This is a genomic window from Flavobacterium gyeonganense, from assembly GCF_029625295.1.
Taxonomy (GTDB): Bacteria; Bacteroidota; Bacteroidia; order Flavobacteriales; family Flavobacteriaceae; genus Flavobacterium; species Flavobacterium gyeonganense.
In genome coordinates, this window is sequence record NZ_CP121112.1 from 1,739,852 (window position 1) to 1,766,036 (window position 26,185).

Below are 26,185 nucleotides of genomic sequence, written 5' to 3' on the forward strand. Positions count from 1 at the left end.
ATCATTTAACATCTGATTAATTTTATCACAAATTTACCACATCAATTTCAGCACCTATATATACCAAGGTTCTTTTTAACACTTTGTATCCTAAATCTTCAATTGCATTTTGATATTCCTGAATTTGATGTATATATTTAGGATTTTTAGCTCCGGTTTTATAATCCAGCAAATAAGCTTCCATATCCTTTGTCAACACAATTCTGTCCGGTTTTAAGATTTTCCCTTCCTTTTGAACAATTGTATGCTCATTTAACACCGTATTTTGTTCATTAAAACAATTACTTATCTCTGGATGGTTTACGATTTCAAATAGTGTTTTAGCAACAATTTCTTTTTGATCTTGTGTTATCAACCCATTTTCAATTGCCTTTGCAAGTGCTAATTCAATATCTGACTTATCTTTCACGAAAGCTAAAATCTCATGCACAATATTACCATATGAAATTGCCTCTTGTTGGTGTGTCCCCCACATTAAGGCTTCACGCTGAGCAATTTTAATATTTTTCGGATTTAAAACTTCCGAAACAACCGGAATTGTTTTCAAAACAACCATTGTTTTATCAGAGGCGGAAAGCTTCTTTGAATTTCCAAATTCATATTCCATTTTATCAGGATCATAAATTCCTTTATCGATTAAAAATTTAATAAAAAATGAAGCCATATTGCTTGGAAATTCTCCATCCTTTCTTTCTTTTAGCGATTGAGAAATAACATATAATTGCTCTTCAGCTCTTGTTAATGCTACATACAAAACATTAATATTATCCAATAACTCCTCTTGTTTTTTTAAATTAAAAACAGCAGAAGCATTTTCTCCGAAACCTTCTACAGCACTACTATTATCAATGAGAGCTTTCGGAACACCCAAATCTGCTTCTTCAGTATCCAGCCAGAGTTTATCTTTGGGTTTTCTGTTATAATCTTCTTCTGCAAAAGGCATAATTACAACAGGAAATTCTAAACCTTTAGATTTATGAATTGTCATAATACGAACTGCATTATTTCCTTCGGGAGAGGGAATACTAAATTTTTCTCCATTCTTATCCCAATAAGCCAGAAAATCAGCTATTCCTGCCTGATTTCGAATATCACGCTCCAGAATAATATCAAGAAAATATTGCACATAAGCATTTCCTTCAGAAGGAAGAATAAATTTGGAAATGATGATTTCCACAGCTTCATAAAGTGATTTTTTGCGAATATTTTCAAAAGAAAGTGAAACATCAAAGATTAAAAGCCATTTTTCAAAATCATTTTCAGCTTTCTGATTCATTCCTTCTGCAATAAAATCATGTATTGGCATCGCAATTTCTTTTTCATTTCCTAAAAAATGCAGAAAATTTGCTTTTGCCTCCAAATCAATGCCATTATTGACATACTTCAGCAAATGAATGATCAGCCTTACTTCAGTAGCATTTTGAATCATCAATGTTTCTGATGACAAAAGCGGAACATTTTGTTCTGTCAGATAATTTGCAATAGCGATCCCCTGATCTCTTTTACGGGTTAAAATTACTATATCTTTATATTCGAAACCTTCACGAAGAACCTTCTGAATTGTATTTAATGTTGCCAGAACATATAAATCTGACTTTTCAATCGCTTCTTCTTCATCTGCAGAATCATTTTTTTCGATTATAGGGAGAAAAGAAATATTTACATACCCACCTTTTTTAGAGTTTGCATTCTGAAAACTATGATTTTCGTATAAATTTTTATAATCCTCATTAGAAAATTCAGCAGAAATTAATTTAAAAAAAGCATTATTAAAATCAATTACTTCGCTGTAACTTCTATAATTCGTATCTAAATGTTTTATAGATTTATCGGGGTTATTAAACGGATTTAAATCTTTACTTAGCTCAATAAATTGCTCTGCCTTTCCTCCTCTCCAGCGATAAATTGATTGCTTTGGATCTCCCACAATCATTAAAGTCCCTTTATTACCAAAATCATCCTGTCCTGAAAGTGCATTATCAATTAACGGAATCAAATTCTGCCATTGCATCTCTGAAGTATCCTGAAATTCATCTATAAAAAAATGACGATATCGTTCTCCCAGACGTTCATAAATAAATGGCGCAGGCTGATTTTGAATTTCGCGATGAATAATCGCATTGAATTCAGAAATTGACAAAACATTTTGTTCCGATTGAATTTTAGCCAGTTCATTACTAACCGTATTCAATAAAGAAAGTGGCGTAATATTTTTTAGAAAGGCTTTGTAGAAATCTCTTTTTTCAAAGTTTTTATAGACTTTATCTAATATCAGAAGCAGTTGCGGAATACTATTTTCAATCAAAGCTCTGTCACTTGCCGTCTTATTAATTGCAATATCTTCAAATTCATGAAAAGTTTTATTTCTGGGATTAAATTTTCCGTCACGAATACTTTCTAAATGATTTGGAAAAGTCCCGCGGGAAAAAGATCTTAAGTCGATTCCGTTTTTATCAATTAAAGAAAGTGCCTCAATTGCAAATTGTTTATTTTCTGATTCTAATTCCTGGCAGAAAGCCAGCATTTTCTTTTTAATTTCAACAAATTCTTCAATTGTTTTATCGTTAAAATGAATAATTTCATTTCGATTATTTTCATTCAACACCAATCTTCCAGTCTCCAGAATTTCTCGCGAAACATCCCAGCTTTTATCATCATCGGTCTTTTCCATTGTAAAATCAATCAGCAATTTAGTCAGTGTTTCGTCCTGACCTGCCTGTGCAATAATGGCGTCAACAGCTTCAATCAACAAATTTTCGGTATCCAGAGTCACCTCAAAAGTCATGGGCAAATTTAAATCATGAGCAAAAGCACGGATTACCTTATGGGTAAATTTATCGATGGTAGAAATGTCAAAAGCAGCATAATTATGAATAAGATGCTTGATAATATTTTGAGATTTTATTTTGATTTTAATTACAGAAAGCCCTGTTTCCCGGGACAAATCTTGCATCAAATCGATAGCTTTTGCTGTAGGCTCTTCTTTAGCAAATTCAGATAGACTTCCAACAATTCGACCTTTCATTTCATGAACTGCCTTATTAGTAAAAGTTATTGCAAGGATATTCCGATAAGCATCATTTTTAGGTGAGGAAAGAATAATTTTGAGATATTCCTTAACCAAAGTGTAGGTTTTTCCGGAACCTGCAGACGCATCGTAAATTGAGAAAGACGGGCTTTGCATAAGCTTGGTTTTAGTCTTGTAAAAATAGCACATTAAATATTAAAACCAATAAATGCAAAATCCAAATTCCAATAGATGATGGGTAATCACATACTATTGGAATTTGGATTTTATTTTTTTTTGAATTTTTAAAATAACATCAATGTTTTGGAAATGCTCTTTTATTAAAAACAAGCAAAATACCTACACCTGTAGAAATAGCTACGTCTGCAACGTTAAAAATAGCATTAAAAAATTCAAATCGCTTTCCTCCAAAAAAAGGAATCCATGCAGGCAAATCCCCTTTCCAGATAGGAAAATAAAACATGTCTACAACTAAACCATGAAACCATCTACCATAAGGTTCAGGAGAAAAAGGAGTGGCTAAATTATTATAACTGCTGTCAAAAATAACTCCATAAAAAACAGAATCCAGAATATTCCCGGCAGCTCCCGCAAAAATAAGTGCAATGGCCACAACTAAATAAGAAGAAGCATGTTTTTTTACAGCATCGCACAACCAGTACCCAATCCCAAAAACGGCAAAAATCCTAAATACAGTCAAAATTAATTTTCCATATTCGCCAGGGATTTTAGTTCCCCATGCCATTCCCTCATTTTCTATGAAATGTATCTTAAACCAATTGAAAATCGTAACCTCTTCACCTAAAATAAAATTTGTTTTTACATAGATTTTAGAAACCTGATCAATTAATAATATTATAAATATGAGGAGATACGCTTTTCTTAATGACATGTTGTGAATTTTAATGTTGGCAAAAATAACAATTAAATCAAAAAAAACGCCCCTTATGGAGCGTTAATTCTTTGGTATTTTAAGGTAATTATCTTTGCATATTTTTAGCTTCGATACTCATTGTGGCGTGAGGAACGATTTTAAGCCTTTCCTTGCCAATTAGCTTACCTGTTACTTTGCAAATACCATATGTTTTATTTTCAACACGGAATAAGGCATTTTTTAAGTCACGAATGAATTTCTCTTGTCTGATAGCCAACTGAGAGTTTGCTTCTTTGGACATGGTCTCACTTCCTTCTTCAAAAGCTTTAAATGTTGGAGAAGTATCGTCTGTTCCGTTATTCAAATCGTTCATATAGGCACTTTTGATCAAATCAAGATCTTCTTGTGCTTTTTTAATTTTTGCCTGGATTATTTCTTTGAACTCTGCTAAATCTGCATCAGAGTATCTTGTAATTTCATCTATCATGGTATTATACTTATTTTGAAATTAATATCATTGTTTTAATATCATCAAACTCAATTTCTGTGCCGTTTTCTAAAGCGTCAGCAAAAACTAGTTCGTCTGTTAATGTTTCAGATTTAATATAATCTGCGTTTTTTGAAACAGCTTCTTCTAAAATACTGTCTCTTTTTATTTGTACTTTGATCTTATCAGTAACTTCAAATCCTGAATCTTTACGGATATTCTGAATTCTGTTTACTAATTCTCTCGCGATACCTTCATTTTTTAATTCTTCAGAGATTGTGATATCAAGCGCAACTGTAATTCCGTTTGAATTTGCAACCAGCCATCCTTCAATATCCTGAGAGGTTATTTCGACGTCTTCTAATGATAAAGTTACACTATTTCCAGCAATAACAATATCTAACGTTCCTTCCTTATCTAAGTGATTGATTTGATCTGCAGAAAAAGACTGTATTTCTTTGGAAATCAATCCCATATCTTTTCCAAAACGTGGTCCTAATGCTTTAAAATTAGGCTTAATCTGTTTCACCAAAATACCTGAAGCATCGTCTAAAAGTTCTATTTCTTTTACGTTTACTTCCGCCTTTACCAGGTCAGAAATAGCTAAAATTTCAGCGCACTGATTCTCGTCAAGTACCGGAATCATTACCTTTTGCAGAGGTTGACGAACTTTTATCATTTCTTTTTTACGTAGCGACAACACCAAAGATGAGATCGTTTGCGCCTTCTGCATTTTGCTTTCCAACGTTTTATTAACAAAGTTTTCGACAAATTTCGGGAATTCAGCCAAGTGAACACTGGCAAAATCCTCAGTTCCTGTCGAAGCAGTTAAATCTCTGTACAGTTTATCCATGAAAAAAGGAGCTACGGGAGCACTCAGTTTACTGATTGTAAGCAAACAAGTATAAAGCGTTTGGTAAGCTGCAATTTTATCTTTGGCATATTCACCTTTCCAGAAGCGACGACGGCACAAACGAACATACCAGTTACTTAGATTTTCCTGAACGAAATCAGAAATCGCTCTTGTTGCTTTTGTAGGCTCGTAATCTTCGTAGCATTCGTCAACAAATTTTATTAGCGTATGTAATTCAGAAATAATCCACTGATCGATTTCAGGTCTTTCGTTTAACGGAATTTCAGCCTCAGCATATTTAAATCCGTCGATGTTAGCATATAACGAAAAGAATGAATACGTATTGTAAAGCGTTCCAAAGAACTTACGGCGAACCTCAGCAATTCCTTCAATATCAAACTTCAGGTTATCCCACGGATTGGCATTCGAAATCATGTACCAACGTGTGGCATCAGGACCGTATTCTGCAATTGTTTCAAAAGGATCTGTAGCATTTCCTAGACGTTTAGACATTTTTTGTCCGTTTTTATCCAAAACCAAACCATTCGAAACAACATTTTTGTACGCTACTTTATCAAAAACCAAAGTTCCGATAGCATGTAACGTATAAAACCATCCACGAGTCTGATCTACTCCTTCTGCAATGAAATTTGCAGGGAAGTCTTTATTACCATCAATTTTATCTTGGTTTTCGAAAGGATAATGCCATTGTGCATAAGGCATTGCTCCAGAATCGAACCAAACATCAATTAAATCACTTTCGCGTTTCATTGGCTGGCCTGAAGCCGAAACCAAAGTAATTTGATCAACTACATTTTTGTGCAAATCAATTAAATCATAATTTGATTCAGACATGTTTCCGATTTCGAAACCTTTAAATGGGTTTTCCTTTTGAAAACCAGCTTCGATAGATTTCTTGATCGCATTGTATAATTCTTCAACAGAACCAATAAGAACTTCTTCTTTTTTATCTTCAGTTCTCCAAATTGGCAACGGAATTCCCCAATATCTAGAACGAGATAAGTTCCAGTCGTTGGCATTTTTCAACCAGTTTCCAAAACGTCCTTCACCAGTAGATTTAGGTTTCCAGTTGATAGTTTCGTTCAGGTCGAACATTCTATCTTTTACATCGGTTACTTTGATAAACCATGAATCTAGAGGATAGTATAATAACGGCTCATCTGTTCTCCAGCTGTGTGGATAACTGTGCACGTATTTTTCAACTTTAAAAGCTTTGTTTTCTTCTTTCAGACGAATAGCGATTTCAACATCTACAGATTTCTCTGGAGCTTGTCCTGCATCGTAATATTCGTTTTTAACGTATTTCCCAGCCAAATCCCCAACATGTGAAGTGAATTTACCTTGCAAATCAACTAAAGGAACTGCAGTTCCGTTTTCGTCTAAAACCAACATTGGCGGCACTTCTGGCTTAGCTTCTTTTGCTACTTTAGCATCATCTGCTCCAAAAGTTGGCGCCGTATGCACGATTCCTGTTCCATCTTCCGTTGTAACGAAATCTCCAGAAATTACTCTAAATGCATTTTCAGCATTTTGATATGGCAATACGTAAGGTAATAATTGCTCGTAACGGATTTCTACTAAATCTGCTCCTTTTGCTTCGGTTAAGATTTTGTATGGCAATTTTTTGTCGCCATTTTTAACATTGTCAAAATCAGCGTCGTCTTCACTTACGAAATATCCTTTTCCGAATTGTTTTCCAACTAAGTTTTTAGCCAAAACAACATTGATTGGCTCAAAAGTATATTGATTGAAAGTTTTAACTAAAACATAATCGATTTTTGGTCCAACTGTTAAAGCGGTATTCGACGGAAGTGTCCAAGGAGTTGTCGTCCAGGCTAAAATGTGGATATCTCCAAAACCTTGTAAAAATGAAGGTAATGTTTCTGGCAATGTTTTAAACTGAGCAACAATTGTAGTATCTGTAACATCACGGTAAGCTCCCGGCTGGTTTACTTCGTGAGAAGACAATCCAGTTCCTGCTTTTGGAGAATACGGCTGAATCGTGTAACCTTTGTATAGCAAACCTTTATCATAGATTTGTTTCAAAAGCCACCAAACAGATTCCATATATTTTGGTTTATAAGTCACATACGGATCTTCCATATCAACCCAATACCCCATTTTTTCGGTCAAATCATTCCATACGTCGGTATAACGCATCACGGTTTTTTTACACGCTTCGTTATATTCTTCGATCGAAATCGTTTTGCCAATATCTTCTTTTGTAATTCCTAATTCTTTTTCAGTACCCAATTCTACAGGTAAACCGTGAGTATCCCATCCGGCTTTTCTTTTTACCTGAAAACCTTTTTGAGTTTTATATCTGCAAAAATATCTTTAATCGCACGTGCCATCACGTGGTGAATTCCCGGTAATCCGTTTGCTGAAGGTGGACCTTCAAAAAATACGTAAGGTTCTGCACCTTCGCGAGTCGTTACACTCTTTTCAAATATATTTTCTTTCTTCCAAAAATCAAGAACTTCTGATGCTACCGTTGGTAAGTCAAGTCCTTTGTATTCAGTAAATTTTGTGCTCATTTTATCCTTTTCTTAAACGAGGTGCGAAAGTAAGGAATTTTGAATTATTGTCCATCAATTTCTTGAAATTTCACACTTTTATCTAGAGATAATGGGGCAAAAACAAAAAGAATTGATTACTTTCTGGTACCTGTCTCAAAAATCTGAGTTAATAAGCAGAAAGCAATCAATTCTATGTTATTCTTTTTTAAAGAAATTTATAGTACTATTTAAATCCTCCAAAATATACTTCTTTCATAAAGATTCTGTTTCCAAAAACTGGGTTTACTTCTATTTTTTCGCGTACCTCCTGATATAATGTTTCGCCATTAAAGTCTTCTATTTCATAATTAATCTTATGCGGAATTTTTCCTGAATTTAATGCTGCAACCGGACGATAATCCCCAAAAAGTTTTCTTTCGAAGAAACTCTTATTTCCGTTATCAAATTCTGTTTTTTCTGTTGAAACTATATTGAAGTTTTCTTTATCAATAAAAACATGATAATCGGTTTTTGGAATTGTTCTGTTTCCTGTACTTAACGTTTTTTCAAAATAATTTAAATGATAACATAATCTTCCTTCATACATTTCATCTTCCAAAACTTCAAAATTATTCCACAAATCGAGTCTTAAATCAGAAATAAAGTTTACTAAATCAGCATTTTTAGATAAGTTATTATGATCGTAAGAAGTAAGTTTTGCCCATTTTGCATTTACCCCGCTTTCACGGTCATCATGGCTCCAGGCTTCAGCTCCATTCATTATTTCATAATAGCTTTCAGGCATTTTTTTTCTCAAAAGATAATTGAAATTTGTCGCCCATTTTTCTTCTGTCTGAGGCACTTTATTTCCTTCAATAGTAAGTTTAGAAAAAAGATGTGCTTTTTCAATTTTCTTCAAAGCATCACTTCCTCCCAGACTGGCAATTACTTTTGCTAACAATTTAGCATTAAGCTGATACGGAATAGAATCGAGCATATTATTCCTTTGGATTTTGGCTTTTTCCAGTTTTGCTTCACGGTTGGCTTTTTCAGTTTCCCATTCTGCTTCCTGCTGCTCTATTTTTTCAAAAAAGGCTAATCGCTTTTCTTCTTTTTCTTCTGCTATTTTGAGACCCAATTTTTTAAGATCTGCAAAACGTGTAGTATGGCTTCTTATTTTTTTATCGGCAAAATAGCCTTTATTTACCTTTTTTACGATTGAAGATCCTCTGGAATCCTGTTTATCATTTTCAATAAGCAAATTGGCATACATTAATGCTTTTTCTTTATTTTCAAGTAAAAAATAAGTTTCGGCTAAATTGTTGGTTACTATAAACCGGATGTTTTCGTTTGCAGGTGAAGGCGGATATTTCACCAATAAACTTTCCAGATATTGCAAATGCGGCAATAAAGGCTTTTCGTCTAAACCTTTTTCAAGGGTTACTTTTTCCATCTGAGCCGTAATTTCATTTTCAAATGCCAGCATTTGATTGTATTCAGAATGTCCTTTTGAAGTTACAAATTCAAATTTTATTTTAGATTCGCCTGTAGCATACTTTAATTTGTAATTAAGATAGTTTTGTATTGTGCCCACAGAACTGTAAATCATTGCATCCAATCCTAACTCTTCAGCAGTGTAATTGCCATTTTTCTCTGCCTCGGCAACTTTTTTATTATTTGTAATTACTGCATCCCTCAATTTATCTTTTTGAGAACTAACACCAATTGTATAAGATTCTACAGTATTAAAATCCTCCGACAATAGAAGTTTATCAGCACATTTTGCTTCTACTTTTATCTTTACACTATAATTAGAAAATGCAAAAAACTCCCACGTATTCTTCTTTTTTATCAAATGTACTATCGATTTTTGTTGCCTGATATTGTGGCAATTCAATAGTTAAATAAATTCGTAGCTTTCCATTTGCAGGATCTTTTATAAATCCTTCAATATTAAAATAATTTTTCTTTAAGATAGGCTCTTCTTGTATTAACCTCTTATCAACCTGATAAAAAGTGGTTTGAGTTAATGTATTATCAAGAACAGGAAACTCTGAATATTCAATTACAGGTATATAAAACTTCTTTTTTTGGAGTTTATCTTTTCTTGTGCCTGAATTGCACCAATTAGAAATAACGCGATTAAGAGTATTATTTTTTTCATAGGCAAAAAAAAGCCACCAGAATTATCTTCTGATGGCTTTAAAGGTTTTCTGTTATTATTTTTTATTAAAGATCTGAATAGACTTATCAGAAACATAAAAGATATTCTGAGTTGCCGGATCAATTTCATATACTGGTTTGTTATTGTTGAAAATAATTTTATCAACCTCTACTCCATCTGATTTGCTCACTTTAACCAAAACTTTTTCTCCAGTATCTGCTTTTGCAAAAATATAAGAGAAATCTCTGTTTTGTTTCATCGCATTAAAACGGGAATTAAATTTAGCTGCTACCATGCCAAGAGCTGCTGATCCTGCTGCATAAGCTTTTGCCTGATCCTGGTTAGTCTTATCTTCCTTTTTTATAACTGTGGATCTCATCTTTCCTGAAGAATCACGGTATGTCATTGTTAATTCAGCTCCTTTGATATCGCTTACTGCTGAACCTATACCCATACCAATGCTTCCTGCAATAGCAGCACTTTTAATAAGACGTCTTGTTCCTTCACCTGGCTGTGTATAAGTATGGTGGTATTTAATTGTTCCGTCTACATTTACCCCCATTACTTCAACTGGTCCAGAAAGTACAACTCCCCAAGGAAACTGCTCTATACTGTTTAATTCTTTTTCTTTTTTGATATTTACTTTTGCGAAAGGCTCTGGTTTATCGCTAATACTTGGATCAAACTTGTATAATTTTTCGTCGTTATAAACTACGTAAGAATTTGTAGCTTCATCATAAGCAGGTAATACCGGACGATTTTTATCAAAATTAATATTACGCTTCCAAAGTTTAATTCCTGATTTGTAATCAACCATATTTCCGTAAGTACCTGTCAGGTACATTACTTTTTCACCTACTTTTCCTAAATAATAAATTGGATCTTCTTTGTCGTCAGAAATTTCGATGAATTTTTTCCAAAGTTTTTCACCGTCTTTGTTGATTAGCATCATTTCGTTTTCAGCTACATATAAGAAATCCTGATCGATTGGGATAACTCTTTTTAAACCGTCTCCACGAGCATCTTTTTTCCATATTTTTTCACCTGAAGTTAAATCATAAAAATTAAAACCGCTGTAGTGAGCTACTAAGATTTTTGTTCCCCAGTCTTCCAGATAAACCACTCTTTTTGTTTTGATAGATTCTTTCCAGATACTTTTTCCTGTTTCAGTATTCAATACATTCAAATATTGTTTTGTAGAAAAAGTTCCTGCATTATTAACTACAACAATATTTTTATCATTTTGAGTTAAAAAGAACTTTGAATAATCTTCTTCACCTTTCCAGTTTAATTTCCCTGAGTTTCTGTCGAAAGAATATAATTTTCCGTACAACAAATAGTAAATAACTGATCCGTGTACTGTCGCAATATTTGTGTTTGCAGATTCTTTGAAGGAAAAACTAAATAATGATTTTGCTTTATCTACTGTAGTATTCCATTTCAATTCTCCTGTTTTCATATCCAATAAAGCGATTGCCATGTCACCGTCTTTTTTCAAAGTAAGCAGATATTCGTCTGTTTCAGGAATAAAATCTGACTGCGTTACCCAGAACGATTCTTTAGATGAATTGTAAACTACTTTCCCGCTATCGGTATTAATAATTAAATATTTGCTATTGATATAAGCTTCAACGTATGGACTTCCCGGAACACTGGTTAAATCGCTTTTCTCCTTAAAAATTTTTCCAAAATCAGGATCTGTCAAAATATCTCCTGCTGAAGTAGTTCCAAAATCATCTTTAGTCAGGGTCCAGACAATTTTTTTTGTTTCCGGATCTAAACCTTTTATGGTTCCGCCTTCCTTAAATACAACAACACCGGTAATTTCGTTTTGCACTAAATCCTGAACGGCATTTTCTGTTGTAACAATTTCATCATACTTCCTTTGAGAAACAGCAGAAATCGAAACAGCCAGAAGTAAAATAATTGAAAAAGTAATTCTCTTCATAGTAGATTTTTTTAATTAATGAATAGATATGTGGCAATTATGATTGAAATAATTGTCTGCGAATATATACAAATTAAACTTTATTTAAGAAAATATTTCTTTCAAAACCTCAAGTGATTTAGGTTTTTTGAAACCATCTAAATGAAGGCTGTAATAATCAATCAGAATCTTTAGCAGTATTTGCCTTTCTATCACGTGAAAGGTTTTCTGATCATTATCAAATTTTAAACTCAGTAGTTTTTTTAACAAATCTGTTTCGTGTTCTGTCAAAGAATTTGATCTGCGAAGAAGTGTAAAAACACCGTCATTTATTTCAAAATAGGGCAAATCAAGTTCTGAAATATCAGGATAAAAACCCAAATATTTTGTAGTTTCCAACATTAAAATTAAATGAAAATTAGAAATTTCATCGTGATGGTCGAGCCATGTGAGCGCCGTTTCTAAAAACACAAACAATGATTCATTCTTTTCTTCTTCCTGTATTGAATAATGCAGTATTTCAGACAAAAACATCACCATGGTACTTTTTACAAGATCTGTATGAATAGTCTGAAAAGGAACGGCTATTTTGATTTCTTTAAAGTTTTCCAGACTGCCTTTATTTTTATGTACTGCTTCTATTTCTAGAATAGACAGAGGCTGAAAATAAGCAATTTTCTGGCTTGCTTTCCGACTTGAAAAAGCGTCACGCACAAAATAAGATTTCAGTCCGTTTGAAAGTGTAAAGCATTTTACGATCAGGCTTTTTTCCTGAAATTTTAACGATGAGATTACGATTGCTTTGGTTTTAACCAGCATATATTAAATATTCAAATAGCGTTAAAATTCAAATTAGCCATGTCAAAAATTATTATTTCCTTAGTTTTTTCTTCAAATTTAAAAAATAACTTTCGAAATATCTATATGACAAATTTGCTGTTAAAACTGTAAAAGTAAAAACTAAAAAATTAAAAATAATTATTGAGCAAAAGCTTGATATTTTTAAGTGAAAATTAAATTTTAAAAAAACTAATCCTACAATTTGCATCATTATAGCATGATACATGTATATACCATATGATATTTTGCCCAAATGATTCAATACTTTACTTTCCAATATCAGGATTGGTTTTTCCACTAATTGGCAAATCGTCAATCCGAATAATACCATACTAAAAAAATGATAAGCCCAATTACTTAAATTGTCTTTAAAGATAGATGTTGTAAAATATACCGCAAGAGTTATAAAAATAAAATATCTGATTTTTTGAATCCTTATCTTTTCATTAAACAATAAGACTGAACACATCCCACTAAAAGAAAAATAAAAAAATAGCATTTTATAGCTTTTTAAAAAATCAACAAAACCTGAAAAATACAGCCAGAAATATAAAACTGTAAAAAATAACAAGGACCTCACAATATTTTTTAATGGCAATACAAAAATTAATGGCGCTATTAGCAGATAAAACTGTTCTTCTATTGCTATTGACCATAATATTTCTATTATCCCTCCCGGTTTATATGAAGCAAAAATATTTGAAAAAAAAGTGGCTGATAAAAAAACACCATGTAACAAATCATAATTATTTTGAAAATTAAATCCAAACCATGACAAAATAACCCTGTAATATAGTAATCCAAAAATTAATATTAAATAGTACAATGGAAAAATCCTTAAAATCCTTCTTAAAAAAAAGTGCTGTAAATTAATTGAATTAAAAATTAACTTCTCAACATATAATTGTCTTATAATTAAAAAACCACTTAATGAAAAAAACATAAAAACAGCTTCTTCTCCTTTATCAAAAATGGAAAAATTATCATAAGAAGTAAAACCTCTGTTTTTACTAAATTGAAACGTGTGGAAAAGCACAACCAACGATGCCAAAATAAATCTTAATGAAGTTAAATTTGGTAATCTTTTCATATTGAACCTAAATCATTTATGAATCACAATCAAATCATCTTACAATCATAACTTTCTTAACTTTTGTTTCAGCACCATCTTTTGAAGAGATAAAAATCATATAAACTCCTGATGCTACTTTATAACGACCAAAAGCAGTTGTATCCCATTCTATTGTTCCTCCTTCTGATATTGCCTCATAAACTAAATTTCCTTCTACATCAGTTATTTTAACATTAGCCTTATCTATTAATCCGGCTACTTTAATCGTTCCCGTATATGATGGTCGTACTGGATTTGGGTATACATATACATTATTTAAATTATCGGCTGCTTCTGTTGCTACCCCTTTAAAAGAAATCATTCCTTTATTAGTCGCAATAAAAACCTCACCAGTTGTATCATTGATTTTGATATCGTTTATAGTATTAGCTGGTAAGGGCGAATTGTTTATAGTAAAATGATATTTTGTTTCCTGGCCATTTGGCGATACCATAAAAACACCTGAATCTACAGTCCCTATCCATTTATTATTAGCTCCATCAACGGCAATTGAAGTGATAAATTGTTCATATAATAATTCCTGAGCTAAATTATCCTCCATAATAATAATTGGATTTGCTTTTAATTGATTTTCGGATTGAAAACTACCTACATTTGTCAAAATGCGAAGTCCTTTTGTCGTTCCGATCCAAAGTTGATTTTTCGTATCAATTGCTAGCGCTCTGACATCAGCAACTGGCAAATTTCCAACATCGTTACCCGCTGTCATTTTCTTAAACGTATTTGTTGTTTCGTTAAAACCAACTACTCCATCTCTATTTGTTGCTATCCATTTTATATTATTTTTATCAACCACAATATCAGCATAACTTACATCTTCAGCTGTCATAAGAATACTTGTCATAGAATAACTTTGCCATTGTCCGTTTGTTTTTAAGACTTTCAATCCATTTTTTATTCTACTATTAGTTACCCAAAGATTCCCTGTTTGATCAAACGCGGTTTCATTAATACGAATATCAATATAAGTCGGCCCTCCTGCTGTCAGACTTTCTAAACCGCTATTTTTTTCATTATATAAAACAGTTGGAATATCATTTTCGATTTTTAACAATCCTGAGAAAAAAGAACTTGCAAAAACCTCATTTGTATTTTTTGGGTTTACAATTATTCTGGTTATTGACTGTGCGTTTAAGACACTGGCATATGGAATATTTAACCAACCAGACGAACTATATTTACTAATACCATAACTATCTAAAGAATATGGATTATAAAACAAATCGTAATCGCCATATACAGCCCAAGTTTGATTTGAAGCAGCATAAATTGAAAAAATGTTATTTTTTGAAGGTCCATCTGGTGTTTTATTTTCGAAAACTGTTGAAACTGAAAGGGAAGAACTAAACAAACCATTTTCTCTAGTGCCAATATAAATAAAATCATCAATAGCAGTTGTACAACTAAAATTCAAACTTGCATCTAAAACCTGAGTATTCAAAATCTGACGGTTTAGAACCATTTGATTCGTATAAACATAAATCGAAGCTGGTGTCGTAACAAACAATTGATGATTAATAGCCCTCATATCTGTCGCCGATTGAGGCAGCTGTAAAAATCCAATAAAAGAAGTTGAATTATATCTATGAATATATCCACCAGTATTAATTGCAATCAGTTCCGCATCCAGAGTTTCTATGCTGGACCAATCACCTGAGTTAACAACTGTCCACTGCTTATAATCAACTAAATTAGGATTATTGTTGTCTGCCCTTCTTATTCCATCTGAAGTAGCCGCATAAATAAAACCATTAAAAAAAGTAGTTTGTTTTACACTGATTTCTGCACCCGCATCCCCAATAAAATAAGTATCTCTAAATTTTGAAGTTGCCAAATTAAACTGTACAATTCCGAAATCACAGGAAACATAAATCAATCCGTTATGCTCCATAAAATGATTGATTTTTTTTAAATTAGATGGTAGCTGTTTATTAATTATATCTACAACTTTTAACATGCTTCCATCTTTTTCATTTACGACAATTATCAAACCGTTTTCATAGCCTATAATTGTTTTTTTAAAGCTTCGCTGTAATGTATTGAAGATATAGTCTGTCCTGAAAGCCCATCAATGGTAGTCGTGGTTTTAAGAACATTTGACGTTAAGTTTTTTGAAAACAAAGCATTTTCTGAGGCAGCAATAATAGCTGTTGAACTTACAGAAATATCTTTAATAATATTATACGAAAAATAGCCCTGCCAGGATAATGCTCCCTGAGAAAAACAATTTTGAACAATTAAAAGAAACAGAATATAAAGAAACTTTTTTTCATTTGCTTGAAAGATTCAGATTGACAAATATACTACAAACGAAAGTATTTGATTTTTGTTCTTTTTTAAAATTCTATTTTAAACATATCAGAAGCTTTTTAAAACTAAGAATGCCTTCATTTTATATTTTTAAGAATAAAATGAAGGCACTCTTTAAAATCTAAATAAAAGCTATACTACTCCCTGAGCAAGCATCGCATCGGCGACTTTAACAAAGCCGGCAATATTAGCTCCTTTTACGTAGTTTACATATCCATCTTCTTCAGCGCCATATTTTTTACACTGATTGTGAATTCCAACCATTATTTCTTTTAGTCTCAAATCCACTTCTTCACTTGTCCAGTTTAGGCGAATAGAATTTTGGGTCATTTCTAATCCGGATGCAGCAACTCCACCCGCATTTGCCGCTTTTCCCGGAGCAAAAAGGACCTTATTATCTAAGAACAATTTAATTGCATCTAACGTAGAAGGCATGTTTGCAGCCTCGGTTACACACAGAACACCATTATCAATAAGCTTTTTTGCATCTTCACCATTCAATTCATTTTGAGTGGCACATGGAATAGCGATATCCACTTTTACTTCCCAGGGACTTTTCCCTTTATAGAAAACAGCATTGGGATATTTCTCTAAATATCTTTCTGCCCTGTTGTCTCCAGTTGCCCGCATTTCCAGCATGTGATCAATTTTTTCTCCAGAAATCCCTTCTTCATCATAAATGTAACCGTCAGGACCAGAAATTGTAACTACTTTCCCTCCAAGCTCATTTACTTTTAAAGCAACACCCCAGGCAACATTTCCAAACCCTGAAATAGCCACTATTTTTCCTTTTATTTCATGACCAATAGTACGAAGCATTTGATCCGTAAAATATACTACTCCATAACCTGTCGCTTCTGGTCTGATTAATGATCCCCCATAAGCCAGACCTTTTCCGGTCAAAACACCGGTAAATTCATTTCTGATTCTTTTATACTGACCAAATAAGTATCCTATTTCCCTGGCGCCAACACCAATATCCCCAGCAGGTACATCCAGATCCGGGCCGATATGCCTACATAATTCTGTCATGAATGATTGACAAAAACGCATAATTTCACCATCAGATTTTCCTTCAGGATCAAAATCTGAACCTCCTTTTCCTCCTCCCATTGGCAAAGTTGTCAGACTGTTCTTAAAAACCTGCTCAAAAGCCAAAAATTTCAAAACAGAAAGATTTACTGTGTGATGAAATCTGATTCCGCCTTTATAAGGACCAATTGCTGAATTCATCTGAATTCGAAAACCTCTGTTTACAATAATTTCCCCCTTATCATCTACCCATGGAACCCTAAAAATTATGGATCGTTCGGGTTCTGCTATTCTAAGAAGTAAGTTTTTTCCATCGTATTTTTTTTGTTCAGCTATAAACGGAATTACTGTTTCTGCGAACTCTCTGACGGCCTGAAGAAATTCAGGTTCATTTGGATTTTTTGACTCTACAAGAGCCATAAACTCATTTATTTTTTGCTTCATCATTTTGAAATAAATTATGCTTACAAATCATTTATTTGTACAATTAAATAAGAAAACCTCATTAAGAAAACGTTTTCGTTATCCATAACAAAGGTAAAGCAAAATCAATTTGAAAATTATCTTTTATAACAATTTTACGAGAATTATATATTTTTCAAACAAATTTAAAATTCTCATTTACAAAAATTACATTACAGCCTAAACTGAATATTATGATTAACTTTTTAAGTGTTTTTATAGTTATTTTTTAATTGCCTAATTAATTATTTTAAAGTCGATTATGTTTTTTATATATTTGCCCATGATTTGAAAGCCGAAAAACTCATGTTCAAGCAAATAGCCTTAACTTTTTTTACAATATTTGGTATTACCACGGTATCAAATGCACAATTAGCCTACGAAATTGGATTCTTTGCCGGACCAGTAGCTTTTCAGTCTGATTACGGACAAAGACACGATGAATCTACTAATATCGGAAATACCGGATTTGGAATTGGTGCGGTTCACTGGATCAACTTTTCATCCGCTGCTAATGGCAATGAATATTTTAATGAACACTTTAAAGTTCGTTCTGAAATTTCTTTTTCTCATACCAACTTTCAGCATTATGGAAAATGGATTGAAGGCAAGCCATCTGCCGGGAAAGAAAAACTAAAAGCAATGAGTGGAAAAACCAGTATGCTTAATATTGGAGCTCAAATAAATTACTCTCCCTTCATGACGATTCATGAATTCGAAAAACATGTAGGCAGTTTTTATCCTTATTTAAGTGTTGGTGCTATGGCAAGTTACTATGACACTAAAGCGAATTCTTCTCTTGGCCCATTAGGATCGCCAGCAACAACTTTTGACAAGTATTTAGTACCATCAGACGGGCATAAATATGGTTTTGCATCCGAAAACGGCATTGCATTTTCTCTTCTTCTTGGAGTTGGGGTACAATATAAATTGGATGAAATGAACGATTTGCTGTTTGAAGTACGCTATCAGGGATTCAATTCTGACTGGATTGATGGATTAAATCCGAACCGGGATCTTTACAAAGAAAACAAAGCAAATGATTCGCAAGTGTGGTTTAATTTTGGATATTCCCACTATTTAGAATTCTAAAAGCAATAATAATATTAAAATACAAACCCCAATTCTTTCGTGTTGGGGTTTTGTTTTTTATGATAAAGCTTGTTCTAAATCCGCTATTAAATCTTCAGCATCTTCAATGCCTACACTTAGACGCACCAAGTCATCTGTAATTCCAACCTCAGCTCTTTTATCTGCCGGAATAGATGCATGGGTCATTAAAGCCGGATGATTCGCCAATGATTCTACTCCTCCTAAAGATTCAGCTAAAGTAAATACCTTAAGTTTCTCTAAAAAAACAATTGAATCCTCTTTTCTACCTGAAGTGAAAGTAAAAGACACCATTCCACCAAAAGCTTTCATTTGTTTTTTAGCAATTTCATGAAACGGATGACTTTCTAATCCAGGATAATAAACGGTTTGAATTTTTGGATGGTTACTTAAAAATTCAACCACTTTTTCTCCGTTTTCACAATGTCTCTGAACTCTTAATGAAAGTGTTTTTATTCCTCTTAAAACCAGAAAACTATCCATTGGTCCTAATGTTGCACCGGTTGCAAATTGCTGGAAATGTAGTTGTTCACCCAAAGCTTCATCTTTCACAATTAAGGCTCCGGCAATAACATCTGAATGGCCTCCTAAATATTTGGTTGCTGAATGCATTACGATATCAGCACCTAAATCAAGTGGTTTTTGCAAATAAGGTGTTGCAAAAGTATTGTCTACCGCCAGCCAGATTTTATTTTGTTTTGTGATTTTGGCGATTTCCTCAATATCGGCCAGCTTCATTAAAGGATTTGTTGGCGTTTCTACCCAGATTAACTTGGTGTTTTCATTGATCAAAGATTTCAGTTTTGCAATATCAGTCATATCAACAAAATGGAATTTAATTCCCGAGTCTTTGTAAATTCTGGAGAACATTCTATAAGTTCCTCCATACAAATCATCCATAGCAATTACTTCATCACCTGCTTTAAATGATCTCAGGATACAATCCGTAGCCGCTAAACCCGATGAAAATGCAAGTCCGCGGGTACCATTCTCAATACTTGCCAATGCATTTTCTAAAGCCGTTCTTGTAGGATTTGAGGCACGGCTATACTCATAATCACCCAATGGCTTACCCGGACTTGTCTGAACATATGTTGAGGTCTGATACACCGGAGGCATAACAGCTCCTGTAGCCGGATCATGATGCTGACCTCCATGGATCACTTTTGTATTGAATTTCATATAGTTATAAATTTTAAATACTTAATACTTTCACAAATTTACTTTTAAATTTATTCAAATCCAGATACAACTTCTTACCTTTAAGTATAATTAACACTTTTTAAGATGAAACTTTATTGTCTTCTGGCCGCGGTGCTCCTATTACTAACAGGCTGCACAAAAACATTAACTTTTGAAAATGAGGTATTTGAAAAAGAATCTAAAATACCGTGCAAAAAAGACTGTCCTAAAATTACAATCGAAGTGCCAATTGCAAAAAATATTCCTGTTGTAGCTGACAGTATTAATAAAAAGATATTAGGTGTTTTAAAAGACATTGTTTATTTCGGAGAAAAACCTTCAGAAGTTAAAGATTATAAAAGCCTGGTTGATTCTTTTATTGGTTCTTATGAAGAAATGCATAAAAAATTCCCAACTGAAACATTCGGCTGGGAAGCTAAAGTGAAAGGAAATATTGAATATCAATCCGATCAGATTTTAAACATTAAACTGGATCACTATACTTTTACAGGCGGTGCTCACGGATATCAGGGCTTTCGTTCGCTTCTATTTAATCCTGATACCGGAAAAACCATTTTTAGCGATGAATTATTTAAAAACGAAAAGGAGTTTAAGGCTTTCGCCGAAAAAGAGTTCCGAAAAAAATATAAAATACCGGCTAAAGCGAACATAAATGCAACAGGATTGATGTTCGAAAAAGATGTTTTTCAATTGCCTCAAAATATATTTTACACTGAGGAAGGCCTGTTACTATATTACAATTCGTATGAAACAGCTTCCTATGCGGATGGTCCAAAAGAGATTTTGTTCCCGTATGAACAGATAAGTAAATATTTAAAATTCAAATGATTAAGTCATATCACAACAGTAAATCTCTGCAGAAGATTACTGAACATCATATTTCATTTTACGTAAAACCCGTAATGATTCCTTAAAAGAAAGATATATTTGGCTAAACGGTTTTAAAAGTAATTTGGCATCAATAAGTTTTTGTTTGGCTTCGTCAAAACCATTCAGATAACAAATCATAAAAGTGGAAGGCAGGTTTTCTAAATCTTTTAATTCACGCTCTGACAAAGCAAAACCATTTTGCAGTTTTTGAAGCAATGCAATATTCGAATTGTAAATATGAAAAAGCATTCGTCTATTGAATTCCGGAGGCTGAAAAAGCATTTGACGGTCAATTTTATAATATCCGTTGTCAAAAAAATGTATAGTTTGCTTTTCTAGTGGATAATAACTGGTTTTATCGTTTAAACCCAGAGGAACATATTCGGTTATGGTAAAAGTATCATCATCAAAAACAATTGTAACAACATCCTGAGCCGAATAAAAAAGCTTGATCTGTTCATTTATCAATTCAATATCTACCCGCGAGAGAAAGGTTTTATCTCTGGATTTTTTTGGTACTCCGGCCCAGCAGATAACAAACAATTCTTTAAAAACACGATATTTTGGAGACATATCTTTATGCCTGAAATTCATAAAATCGAATACACCGTCAAGCGTATACTGGATACTGTTTCGGGAACTATTTTCGATTCCGATAACTGTTTCGGTATTCTGATAATTTTTTTCAATTTCACCTTCTACAGGAACCGAATTGCTTCCCCGTCTAATAAAAATACTATTGGCCGGAATAGTATGAATTCCTTTTTTGAAAGATGAAATCTGGCTTTTGGGCTTAATCGTAACCAGTCCAATCACCTTATCTTTTGGAAGATTGGGGAAAGGCACATTTTCGTACTGAATTTTAGGCGGATTTTCCAGAAAAGCATTGACAAGATTCTGAATCCGACTATCATCAAAGAAATCATCGCCCACAATTTCGTTATCATGATCTTCAACACCAACAACTATATAAGAATTATTGGCAGGGTTTGAATTTGACAAAGCGCAGATATGTTTCAGAAACTTTCCTTTTCCTTCGCGTGAATGCAGATTCAACTGCCTTTTTTTGTCATAAAAACTGCTCTCGTCATTATGAGCAAGCAGGTTTTTTATTAAAAGGCGTTTATTGATCATTTTCGCTGATTATTTTTTGCCACAAATTGCACTAATTTTCACAAATTTTTATTTTTAAACACATAGAATCATAGATTATTACAACCTATAAAAGGCGTTTCACTTTTTCTAAATACACATAGCTATGTGAATTGATGCAAATGAAATACCATTAAGATAAAGCAAAACTATGTTTCTATGTGTTAAAAAATCTTCTAAATATTTTTCTTAACAATTGTTGAAGAGGCCTGAGCCGTGCTCATCACGATTAAATCAGCTATATTGACATGATAAGGTCTTGAAACTACAAAATGAATAATTTCGGCTATATCTTCTGCTTTCAGAGGATCAAAACCTTTGTAAACATTTGAAGCTCTTTCGGTATCTCCTTTAAAACGTACTTCACTAAATTCTGTTTCAACCAAACCCGGATGTATTCCGCTTACTTTAATTTTGTGTGGGTTCAAATCCATTCGCATTCCCTGAGTAATAGCATCCACAGCATGTTTTGATCCGCAGTATACATTCCCATTCGGATAAACCTCTTTTCCGGCTGTTGAACCAATGTTGATAATGTGTCCCGATTCCCTTTCAATCATTTGCGGAATAATAGCTTTCGAAACATATAAAAGTCCTTTTACATTGATATCAATCATGGCATCCCAATCATCAATATCACCATTCTGAATTGGATCTAATCCGTGTGCATTCCCTGCATTATTAATTAAAACGTCAATATTCGAAAAATATTCCGGTAAGGAATTTATACTTTCAAAAACAGCATTTTTATCCCTGACATCAAAAGACAAAGAATGTACCTCAGTATATCCTGAAAGTTCTTTTTCGAGTTCGCTTAATCGTTCTTTACGCCTTCCGCAAATGATAATTTTATAATGATTTCGTGCAAAAATCTGAGCTGTTGCCTTCCCAATTCCGCTTGTAGCACCGGTAATTAAAACTGTTTTTTTCATCCTGACTATATGTTTTGCCATAAATTAAACAACTTTCATTTATTGAAAACTCCATTTTAATTTGTGACAACTATTTTCGCTTAAGCGAATTTTACTTCTGTTATGTTTATAAATTATTATTTTAAAGCAACTCTTCTCCCCTGCTTTCAGTCCATATTGCAAACCAGTCTTCCTTATCCATTTCAAGTTCTACTGCTTTCATCAATGATTGAATTCTGGCGACATTTACAGTTCCTGCAACCGGAATCACTTTTGCCGGATGTTTTAAAATCCATGCTAATAAAAGTGTATCAGATCCTAAATGATATTTTTCTACTAATGTCGAAAGTAATTTCTTCAGACGACGTGTTTGTTGACTATCTTCCCTAAAAACAGTACCCAGCGGATTCCATGCCAACGGACGGATTCCGTGTATTTGTGCATAATCAAAAGTCCCATCTGTCATTGGCTCAAAATTCGTAGCTGAGAATTGTACTGAATGATAACTAACATCTGTTTTCTGACGAATTAACTCAACTTGTGAATTGCTGAAATTCCCAACACCGAAATCAATGATTTTCCCTTCTGTTTTTAGCTTTTCAACCGCTTCAGCAATTTCATCAGCCTGCATTAACGGACTTGGTCTTTGCAGTAAAAAAACATCGATATAATCTGTTTTTAATTTTTTCAGGGATTCTTCTGCTGACCAGATTATATATTCTTTAGAATGTTCATAATGCCTGACTTTATTATTACGGTTTTCGGTAACCATCTGAATACCGCATTTGGTAATTAACTGCAATTTTTCGCGAGAAATTTTACTGTCATGAAGTGCTTTTCCAAAATCTGCTTCGGTGGTGTAATCTCCGTAAATATCGGAGTGGTCAAAACTAGTAATTTTGTTTTCGATACAGAGCTGTATCATGCTTTCCATTTCTTTTGATGTAAGATTTTTATCCCAAACTCCCCAATTCCTAACCCCTGAAATTACAGGTGATAATAAAGTTTTGCTCATGTTTTGTTGTATTATTTTTAGTAATAATGATGTCTGCTTACAGCATAATCACCAAAGTTCTTAAAAATATAAAAATAGATTCACAATTCGTCCTTAAAATTAGGGTTTTGGTCGAAGTTTTAACCATTTTTTAACATCTTACTTCTTAAAAAATATTCAATTTGCACTCTCAAAAATCAGGTATAAAAATCACAAGTTTTAAAAGGTTTTTAAAAATATTTATATGGAAGAAAATACAACGACTTTAGACATTAGAGCGATAAATGAAAAAATTGAGAGAGAAAGTGCTTTTATAGACCTTCTTACAATGGAAATGAACAAAGTTATTGTGGGCCAGAAACACATGGTCGAGCGTTTATTAATCGGGCTATTAGGACAAGGGCATATTTTACTGGAAGGTGTTCCTGGTTTAGCAAAAACTTTGGCGATTAATACTTTATCACAAGCAGTTCAGGGTTCTTTCAGCCGTATCCAGTTTACGCCGGATTTATTACCTGCCGATGTTATCGGAACCATGATTTACAACATTAAAGCAAACGAATTCTCTATTAAAAAGGGGCCAATTTTTGCTAACTTCGTACTTGCCGATGAGATCAACCGTGCTCCTGCCAAAGTTCAGTCTGCACTTTTGGAAGCAATGCAGGAAAAACAGGTTACAATTGGAGATACCACTTTTAAGCTTGATCGTCCGTTTTTAGTATTGGCTACTCAGAATCCTGTTGAACAGGAAGGAACTTATCAGCTTCCTGAAGCTCAAGTTGACCGTTTCATGCTGAAAACCGTTATAGATTATCCAAAAATTGACGAAGAGCGCTTTGTAATTCGCCAAAACCTAAAAGGAAGTTACGAAAAAGTAAATCCGGTAGTTTCTGTAGAACAAATTCTGCGTGCACAGGAAGCCGTTCGTGAAGTTTACATGGACGAAAAAATCGAAAAATATATCTTAGATATCATCTTTGCTACCCGTTATCCGGAAAAGTATAAACTAGCCGACTTAAAACCGCTTATCAGTTTTGGAGCATCACCACGTGGAAGTATCAATTTAGCCAATGCGGCAAAATGTTATGCATTCATCAAACGCCGTGGATATGTAATTCCAGAGGATGTTCGTGCTGTTGTACATGACGTACTTCGTCACAGAGTTGGAATAACGTATGAAGCTGAGGCTGAAAACATTACTTCTGTAGACATTATCAACAAAATCGTAAACGAGATTGAGGTACCTTAAAAATTTGTTTCAAGTTTCAAGTTTCAGGTTGTTGCAAGACAAACTTGAAACTTTTAAACTTTAAACTTTAAACAAATAGAATGGATACAAAAGAGCTTTTAAAAAAAGTACGGAAAATAGAAATCAAAACCAAAAGACTGAGCAATCACATCTTTTCAGGAGAATACCATTCTTCATTTAAAGGGCGCGGGATGACTTTTAGCGAGGTACGCCAATACCAATATGGCGATGATATTCGTAACATCGATTGGAATGTAACCGCACGCTATAACGAAGCCCACGTAAAAGTTTTTGAAGAAGAACGCGAGCTGACTATGGTTTTAATGGTAGACATTTCGGGTTCTGAAGGTTTTGGTTCAAAAAGTCAGTTTAAAAAAGACATCGTAACTGAAATTGCTGCAACGATGGCTTTTTCCGCTACACAAAATAACGACAAGATTGGATTAATATTGTTTTCTGATAATGTTGAATTATACATTCCGCCAAAAAAAGGGCGTTCGCACGTTTTGAGAATTATTCGTGAATTGATCGAATTTGAACCAAAAAGCCAAAAAACAGATATCGCCCAAGCTTTAAAGTTTCTTTCAGGAACACAAAAAAAGAAAGCAATTGTTTTTATGATTTCAGATTTTATGTCTGAAAATTATGAGCACACTTTAAAAATTGCTTCTAAAAAACATGATATTACAGGTGTTCGGGTTTACGATATCCGTGAAGAAAAAATCCCAAATTTAGGAATGGTAACGATGCTTGATGCGGAAACCGGAAAAATTCAGCTCGTAGATACCGGTTCTAAAAAAGTCCGAATGAATTATGAAAAACACTATCAGGAACGTGTCAGCTACTTTAAGGAAATTTTCAGCAAATCCGGAGCTGGTGTCGTAAACACAAGAGTTGATGAAAATTACGTAACTAAATTACTGGGGTATTTCAAATCAAGATAATTTTAGATTATCAGAGATCTTAGTTTGTTAGAATATTAGATTAATTTGAAGAATAATCGAAAATAAATCGCTTAAGCTGAATCTGTTTTAAGCTTCATTTTAGACTAAAATCTGAAATCAAATC

The 26,185-nt window shown here is 33.3% G+C and carries 17 protein-coding genes and 1 pseudogene; 4 read left to right on the top strand and 14 right to left on the bottom strand.

Annotated features, from left to right (window positions below):
- Positions 1-25 precede the first annotated feature (25 nt).
- The 10 genes and pseudogenes from P5P89_RS07600 to gdhA all read right to left on the bottom strand — a co-directional run bounded on the left by P5P89_RS07600 (position 26) and on the right by gdhA (position 17,610).
- Positions 26-3,184: a UvrD-helicase domain-containing protein gene (locus P5P89_RS07600; protein ID WP_278011404.1), complete on the bottom strand. Its 3,159-nt coding sequence runs from the start codon at positions 3,182-3,184 to the stop codon at positions 26-28.
- A 139-nt stretch (positions 3,185-3,323) separates the two neighbouring features.
- Entirely contained in the window at positions 3,324-3,920 is a 597-nt protein-coding gene (locus P5P89_RS07605) for a lipoprotein signal peptidase (RefSeq protein ID WP_278011405.1), read from the bottom strand.
- An 88-nt stretch (positions 3,921-4,008) separates the two neighbouring features.
- The gene (locus tag P5P89_RS07610) at positions 4,009-4,389 is read right to left on the bottom strand and encodes a TraR/DksA family transcriptional regulator (RefSeq protein WP_163395408.1); all 381 of its coding nucleotides are present in this window, start codon (positions 4,387-4,389) and stop codon (positions 4,009-4,011) included.
- A gap of 10 nt (positions 4,390-4,399) precedes the next feature.
- Positions 4,400-7,800, bottom strand: a pseudogene (gene ileS / locus P5P89_RS07615) (isoleucine--tRNA ligase).
- Positions 7,801-8,005: 205 nt separating this feature from the next.
- Positions 8,006-9,616 (bottom strand): hypothetical protein, encoded by a 1,611-nt coding sequence (locus P5P89_RS07620; protein ID WP_278011406.1) that lies wholly within the window; start codon positions 9,614-9,616, stop codon positions 8,006-8,008.
- Between the two features lie 364 nt (positions 9,617-9,980).
- Positions 9,981-11,873, bottom strand: coding sequence for an outer membrane protein assembly factor BamB family protein (locus tag P5P89_RS07625; protein WP_278011407.1), 1,893 nt, complete (start codon positions 11,871-11,873; stop codon positions 9,981-9,983).
- 84 nt (positions 11,874-11,957) lie between these two features.
- Entirely contained in the window at positions 11,958-12,671 is a 714-nt protein-coding gene (recO, locus tag P5P89_RS07630) for a DNA repair protein RecO (RefSeq protein WP_278011408.1), read from the bottom strand.
- A 52-nt stretch (positions 12,672-12,723) separates the two neighbouring features.
- Positions 12,724-13,782 carry an acyltransferase family protein gene (locus P5P89_RS07635; protein ID WP_278011409.1) on the bottom strand — a complete coding sequence of 353 codons (1,059 nt, stop codon included), beginning with the start codon at positions 13,780-13,782 and terminating at the stop codon, positions 12,724-12,726.
- Positions 13,783-13,816: 34 nt separating this feature from the next.
- Positions 13,817-15,814 (bottom strand): type IX secretion system anionic LPS delivery protein PorZ, encoded by a 1,998-nt coding sequence (porZ, locus tag P5P89_RS07640; RefSeq protein ID WP_340696532.1) that lies wholly within the window; start codon positions 15,812-15,814, stop codon positions 13,817-13,819.
- Between the two features lie 452 nt (positions 15,815-16,266).
- Complete coding sequence (gene gdhA, locus P5P89_RS07645; protein ID WP_278011999.1) at positions 16,267-17,610, bottom strand: NADP-specific glutamate dehydrogenase; 1,344 nt, start codon at positions 17,608-17,610, stop codon at positions 16,267-16,269.
- 324 nt (positions 17,611-17,934) lie between these two features.
- Between gdhA and P5P89_RS07650 the strand changes: the two genes are divergently transcribed.
- Complete coding sequence (locus P5P89_RS07650; RefSeq protein ID WP_278011410.1) at positions 17,935-18,720, top strand: THC0290_0291 family protein; 786 nt, start codon at positions 17,935-17,937, stop codon at positions 18,718-18,720.
- A 57-nt stretch (positions 18,721-18,777) separates the two neighbouring features.
- On the opposite strand, the gene P5P89_RS07655 is transcribed toward P5P89_RS07650, so the two are convergent.
- Entirely contained in the window at positions 18,778-19,920 is a 1,143-nt protein-coding gene (locus P5P89_RS07655) for a cystathionine gamma-synthase (RefSeq protein ID WP_278011411.1), read from the bottom strand.
- A gap of 105 nt (positions 19,921-20,025) precedes the next feature.
- Between P5P89_RS07655 and P5P89_RS07660 the strand changes: the two genes are divergently transcribed.
- Positions 20,026-20,769 (top strand): DUF3298 and DUF4163 domain-containing protein, encoded by a 744-nt coding sequence (locus P5P89_RS07660; protein ID WP_278011412.1) that lies wholly within the window; start codon positions 20,026-20,028, stop codon positions 20,767-20,769.
- A 36-nt stretch (positions 20,770-20,805) separates the two neighbouring features.
- Here the strand turns inward: P5P89_RS07660 and P5P89_RS07665 are convergent, their stop codons facing one another.
- From P5P89_RS07665 to P5P89_RS07675, 3 genes are all read right to left on the bottom strand, one after another.
- A complete protein-coding gene (locus tag P5P89_RS07665; protein ID WP_223682251.1) occupies positions 20,806-21,945 on the bottom strand; it encodes an ATP-binding protein in 1,140 nt (379 codons plus the stop codon).
- A gap of 194 nt (positions 21,946-22,139) precedes the next feature.
- Positions 22,140-22,895, bottom strand: a complete 756-nt coding sequence (locus tag P5P89_RS07670) for an SDR family NAD(P)-dependent oxidoreductase (RefSeq protein WP_278011413.1) — start codon at positions 22,893-22,895, stop codon at positions 22,140-22,142.
- Between the two features lie 121 nt (positions 22,896-23,016).
- Positions 23,017-23,889 carry an aldo/keto reductase gene (locus P5P89_RS07675; protein ID WP_278011414.1) on the bottom strand — a complete coding sequence of 291 codons (873 nt, stop codon included), beginning with the start codon at positions 23,887-23,889 and terminating at the stop codon, positions 23,017-23,019.
- Between the two features lie 223 nt (positions 23,890-24,112).
- Here P5P89_RS07675 and P5P89_RS07680 point away from each other — a divergent pair, with 223 nt between their 5' ends.
- Both P5P89_RS07680 and P5P89_RS07685 read left to right on the top strand, forming a co-directional pair.
- On the top strand, positions 24,113-25,117 hold the full coding sequence (locus P5P89_RS07680) for an AAA family ATPase (protein WP_017497457.1): 1,005 nt from the start codon (positions 24,113-24,115) through the stop codon (positions 25,115-25,117).
- 80 nt (positions 25,118-25,197) lie between these two features.
- Complete coding sequence (locus tag P5P89_RS07685; RefSeq protein ID WP_223682254.1) at positions 25,198-26,061, top strand: DUF58 domain-containing protein; 864 nt, start codon at positions 25,198-25,200, stop codon at positions 26,059-26,061.
- The last annotated feature ends 124 nt before the right edge of the window (positions 26,062-26,185 follow it).

Excerpts from the sequence above, each read along its gene's own strand:
- P5P89_RS07600 (WP_278011404.1), bottom strand. The coding sequence starts at position 3,184 with ATGCAAAGCCCGTCTTTCTCAATTTACGATGCGTCTGCAGGTTCCGGA.
- P5P89_RS07605 (WP_278011405.1), bottom strand. The coding sequence starts at position 3,920 with ATGTCATTAAGAAAAGCGTATCTCCTCATATTTATAATATTATTAATT.
- P5P89_RS07610 (WP_163395408.1), bottom strand. The coding sequence starts at position 4,389 with ATGATAGATGAAATTACAAGATACTCTGATGCAGATTTAGCAGAGTTC.
- P5P89_RS07625 (WP_278011407.1), bottom strand. The coding sequence starts at position 11,873 with ATGAAGAGAATTACTTTTTCAATTATTTTACTTCTGGCTGTTTCGATT.
- recO (WP_278011408.1), bottom strand. The coding sequence starts at position 12,671 with ATGCTGGTTAAAACCAAAGCAATCGTAATCTCATCGTTAAAATTTCAG.
- P5P89_RS07635 (WP_278011409.1), bottom strand. The coding sequence starts at position 13,782 with ATGAAAAGATTACCAAATTTAACTTCATTAAGATTTATTTTGGCATCG.
- gdhA (WP_278011999.1), bottom strand. The coding sequence starts at position 17,610 with ATGAAGCAAAAAATAAATGAGTTTATGGCTCTTGTAGAGTCAAAAAAT.
- P5P89_RS07650 (WP_278011410.1), top strand. The coding sequence starts at position 17,935 with ATGTTCAAGCAAATAGCCTTAACTTTTTTTACAATATTTGGTATTACC.
- P5P89_RS07655 (WP_278011411.1), bottom strand. The coding sequence starts at position 19,920 with ATGAAATTCAATACAAAAGTGATCCATGGAGGTCAGCATCATGATCCG.
- P5P89_RS07660 (WP_278011412.1), top strand. The coding sequence starts at position 20,026 with ATGAAACTTTATTGTCTTCTGGCCGCGGTGCTCCTATTACTAACAGGC.
- P5P89_RS07665 (WP_223682251.1), bottom strand. The coding sequence starts at position 21,945 with ATGATCAATAAACGCCTTTTAATAAAAAACCTGCTTGCTCATAATGAC.
- P5P89_RS07670 (WP_278011413.1), bottom strand. The coding sequence starts at position 22,895 with ATGAAAAAAACAGTTTTAATTACCGGTGCTACAAGCGGAATTGGGAAG.
- P5P89_RS07675 (WP_278011414.1), bottom strand. The coding sequence starts at position 23,889 with ATGAGCAAAACTTTATTATCACCTGTAATTTCAGGGGTTAGGAATTGG.
- P5P89_RS07680 (WP_017497457.1), top strand. The coding sequence starts at position 24,113 with ATGGAAGAAAATACAACGACTTTAGACATTAGAGCGATAAATGAAAAA.
- P5P89_RS07685 (WP_223682254.1), top strand. The coding sequence starts at position 25,198 with ATGGATACAAAAGAGCTTTTAAAAAAAGTACGGAAAATAGAAATCAAA.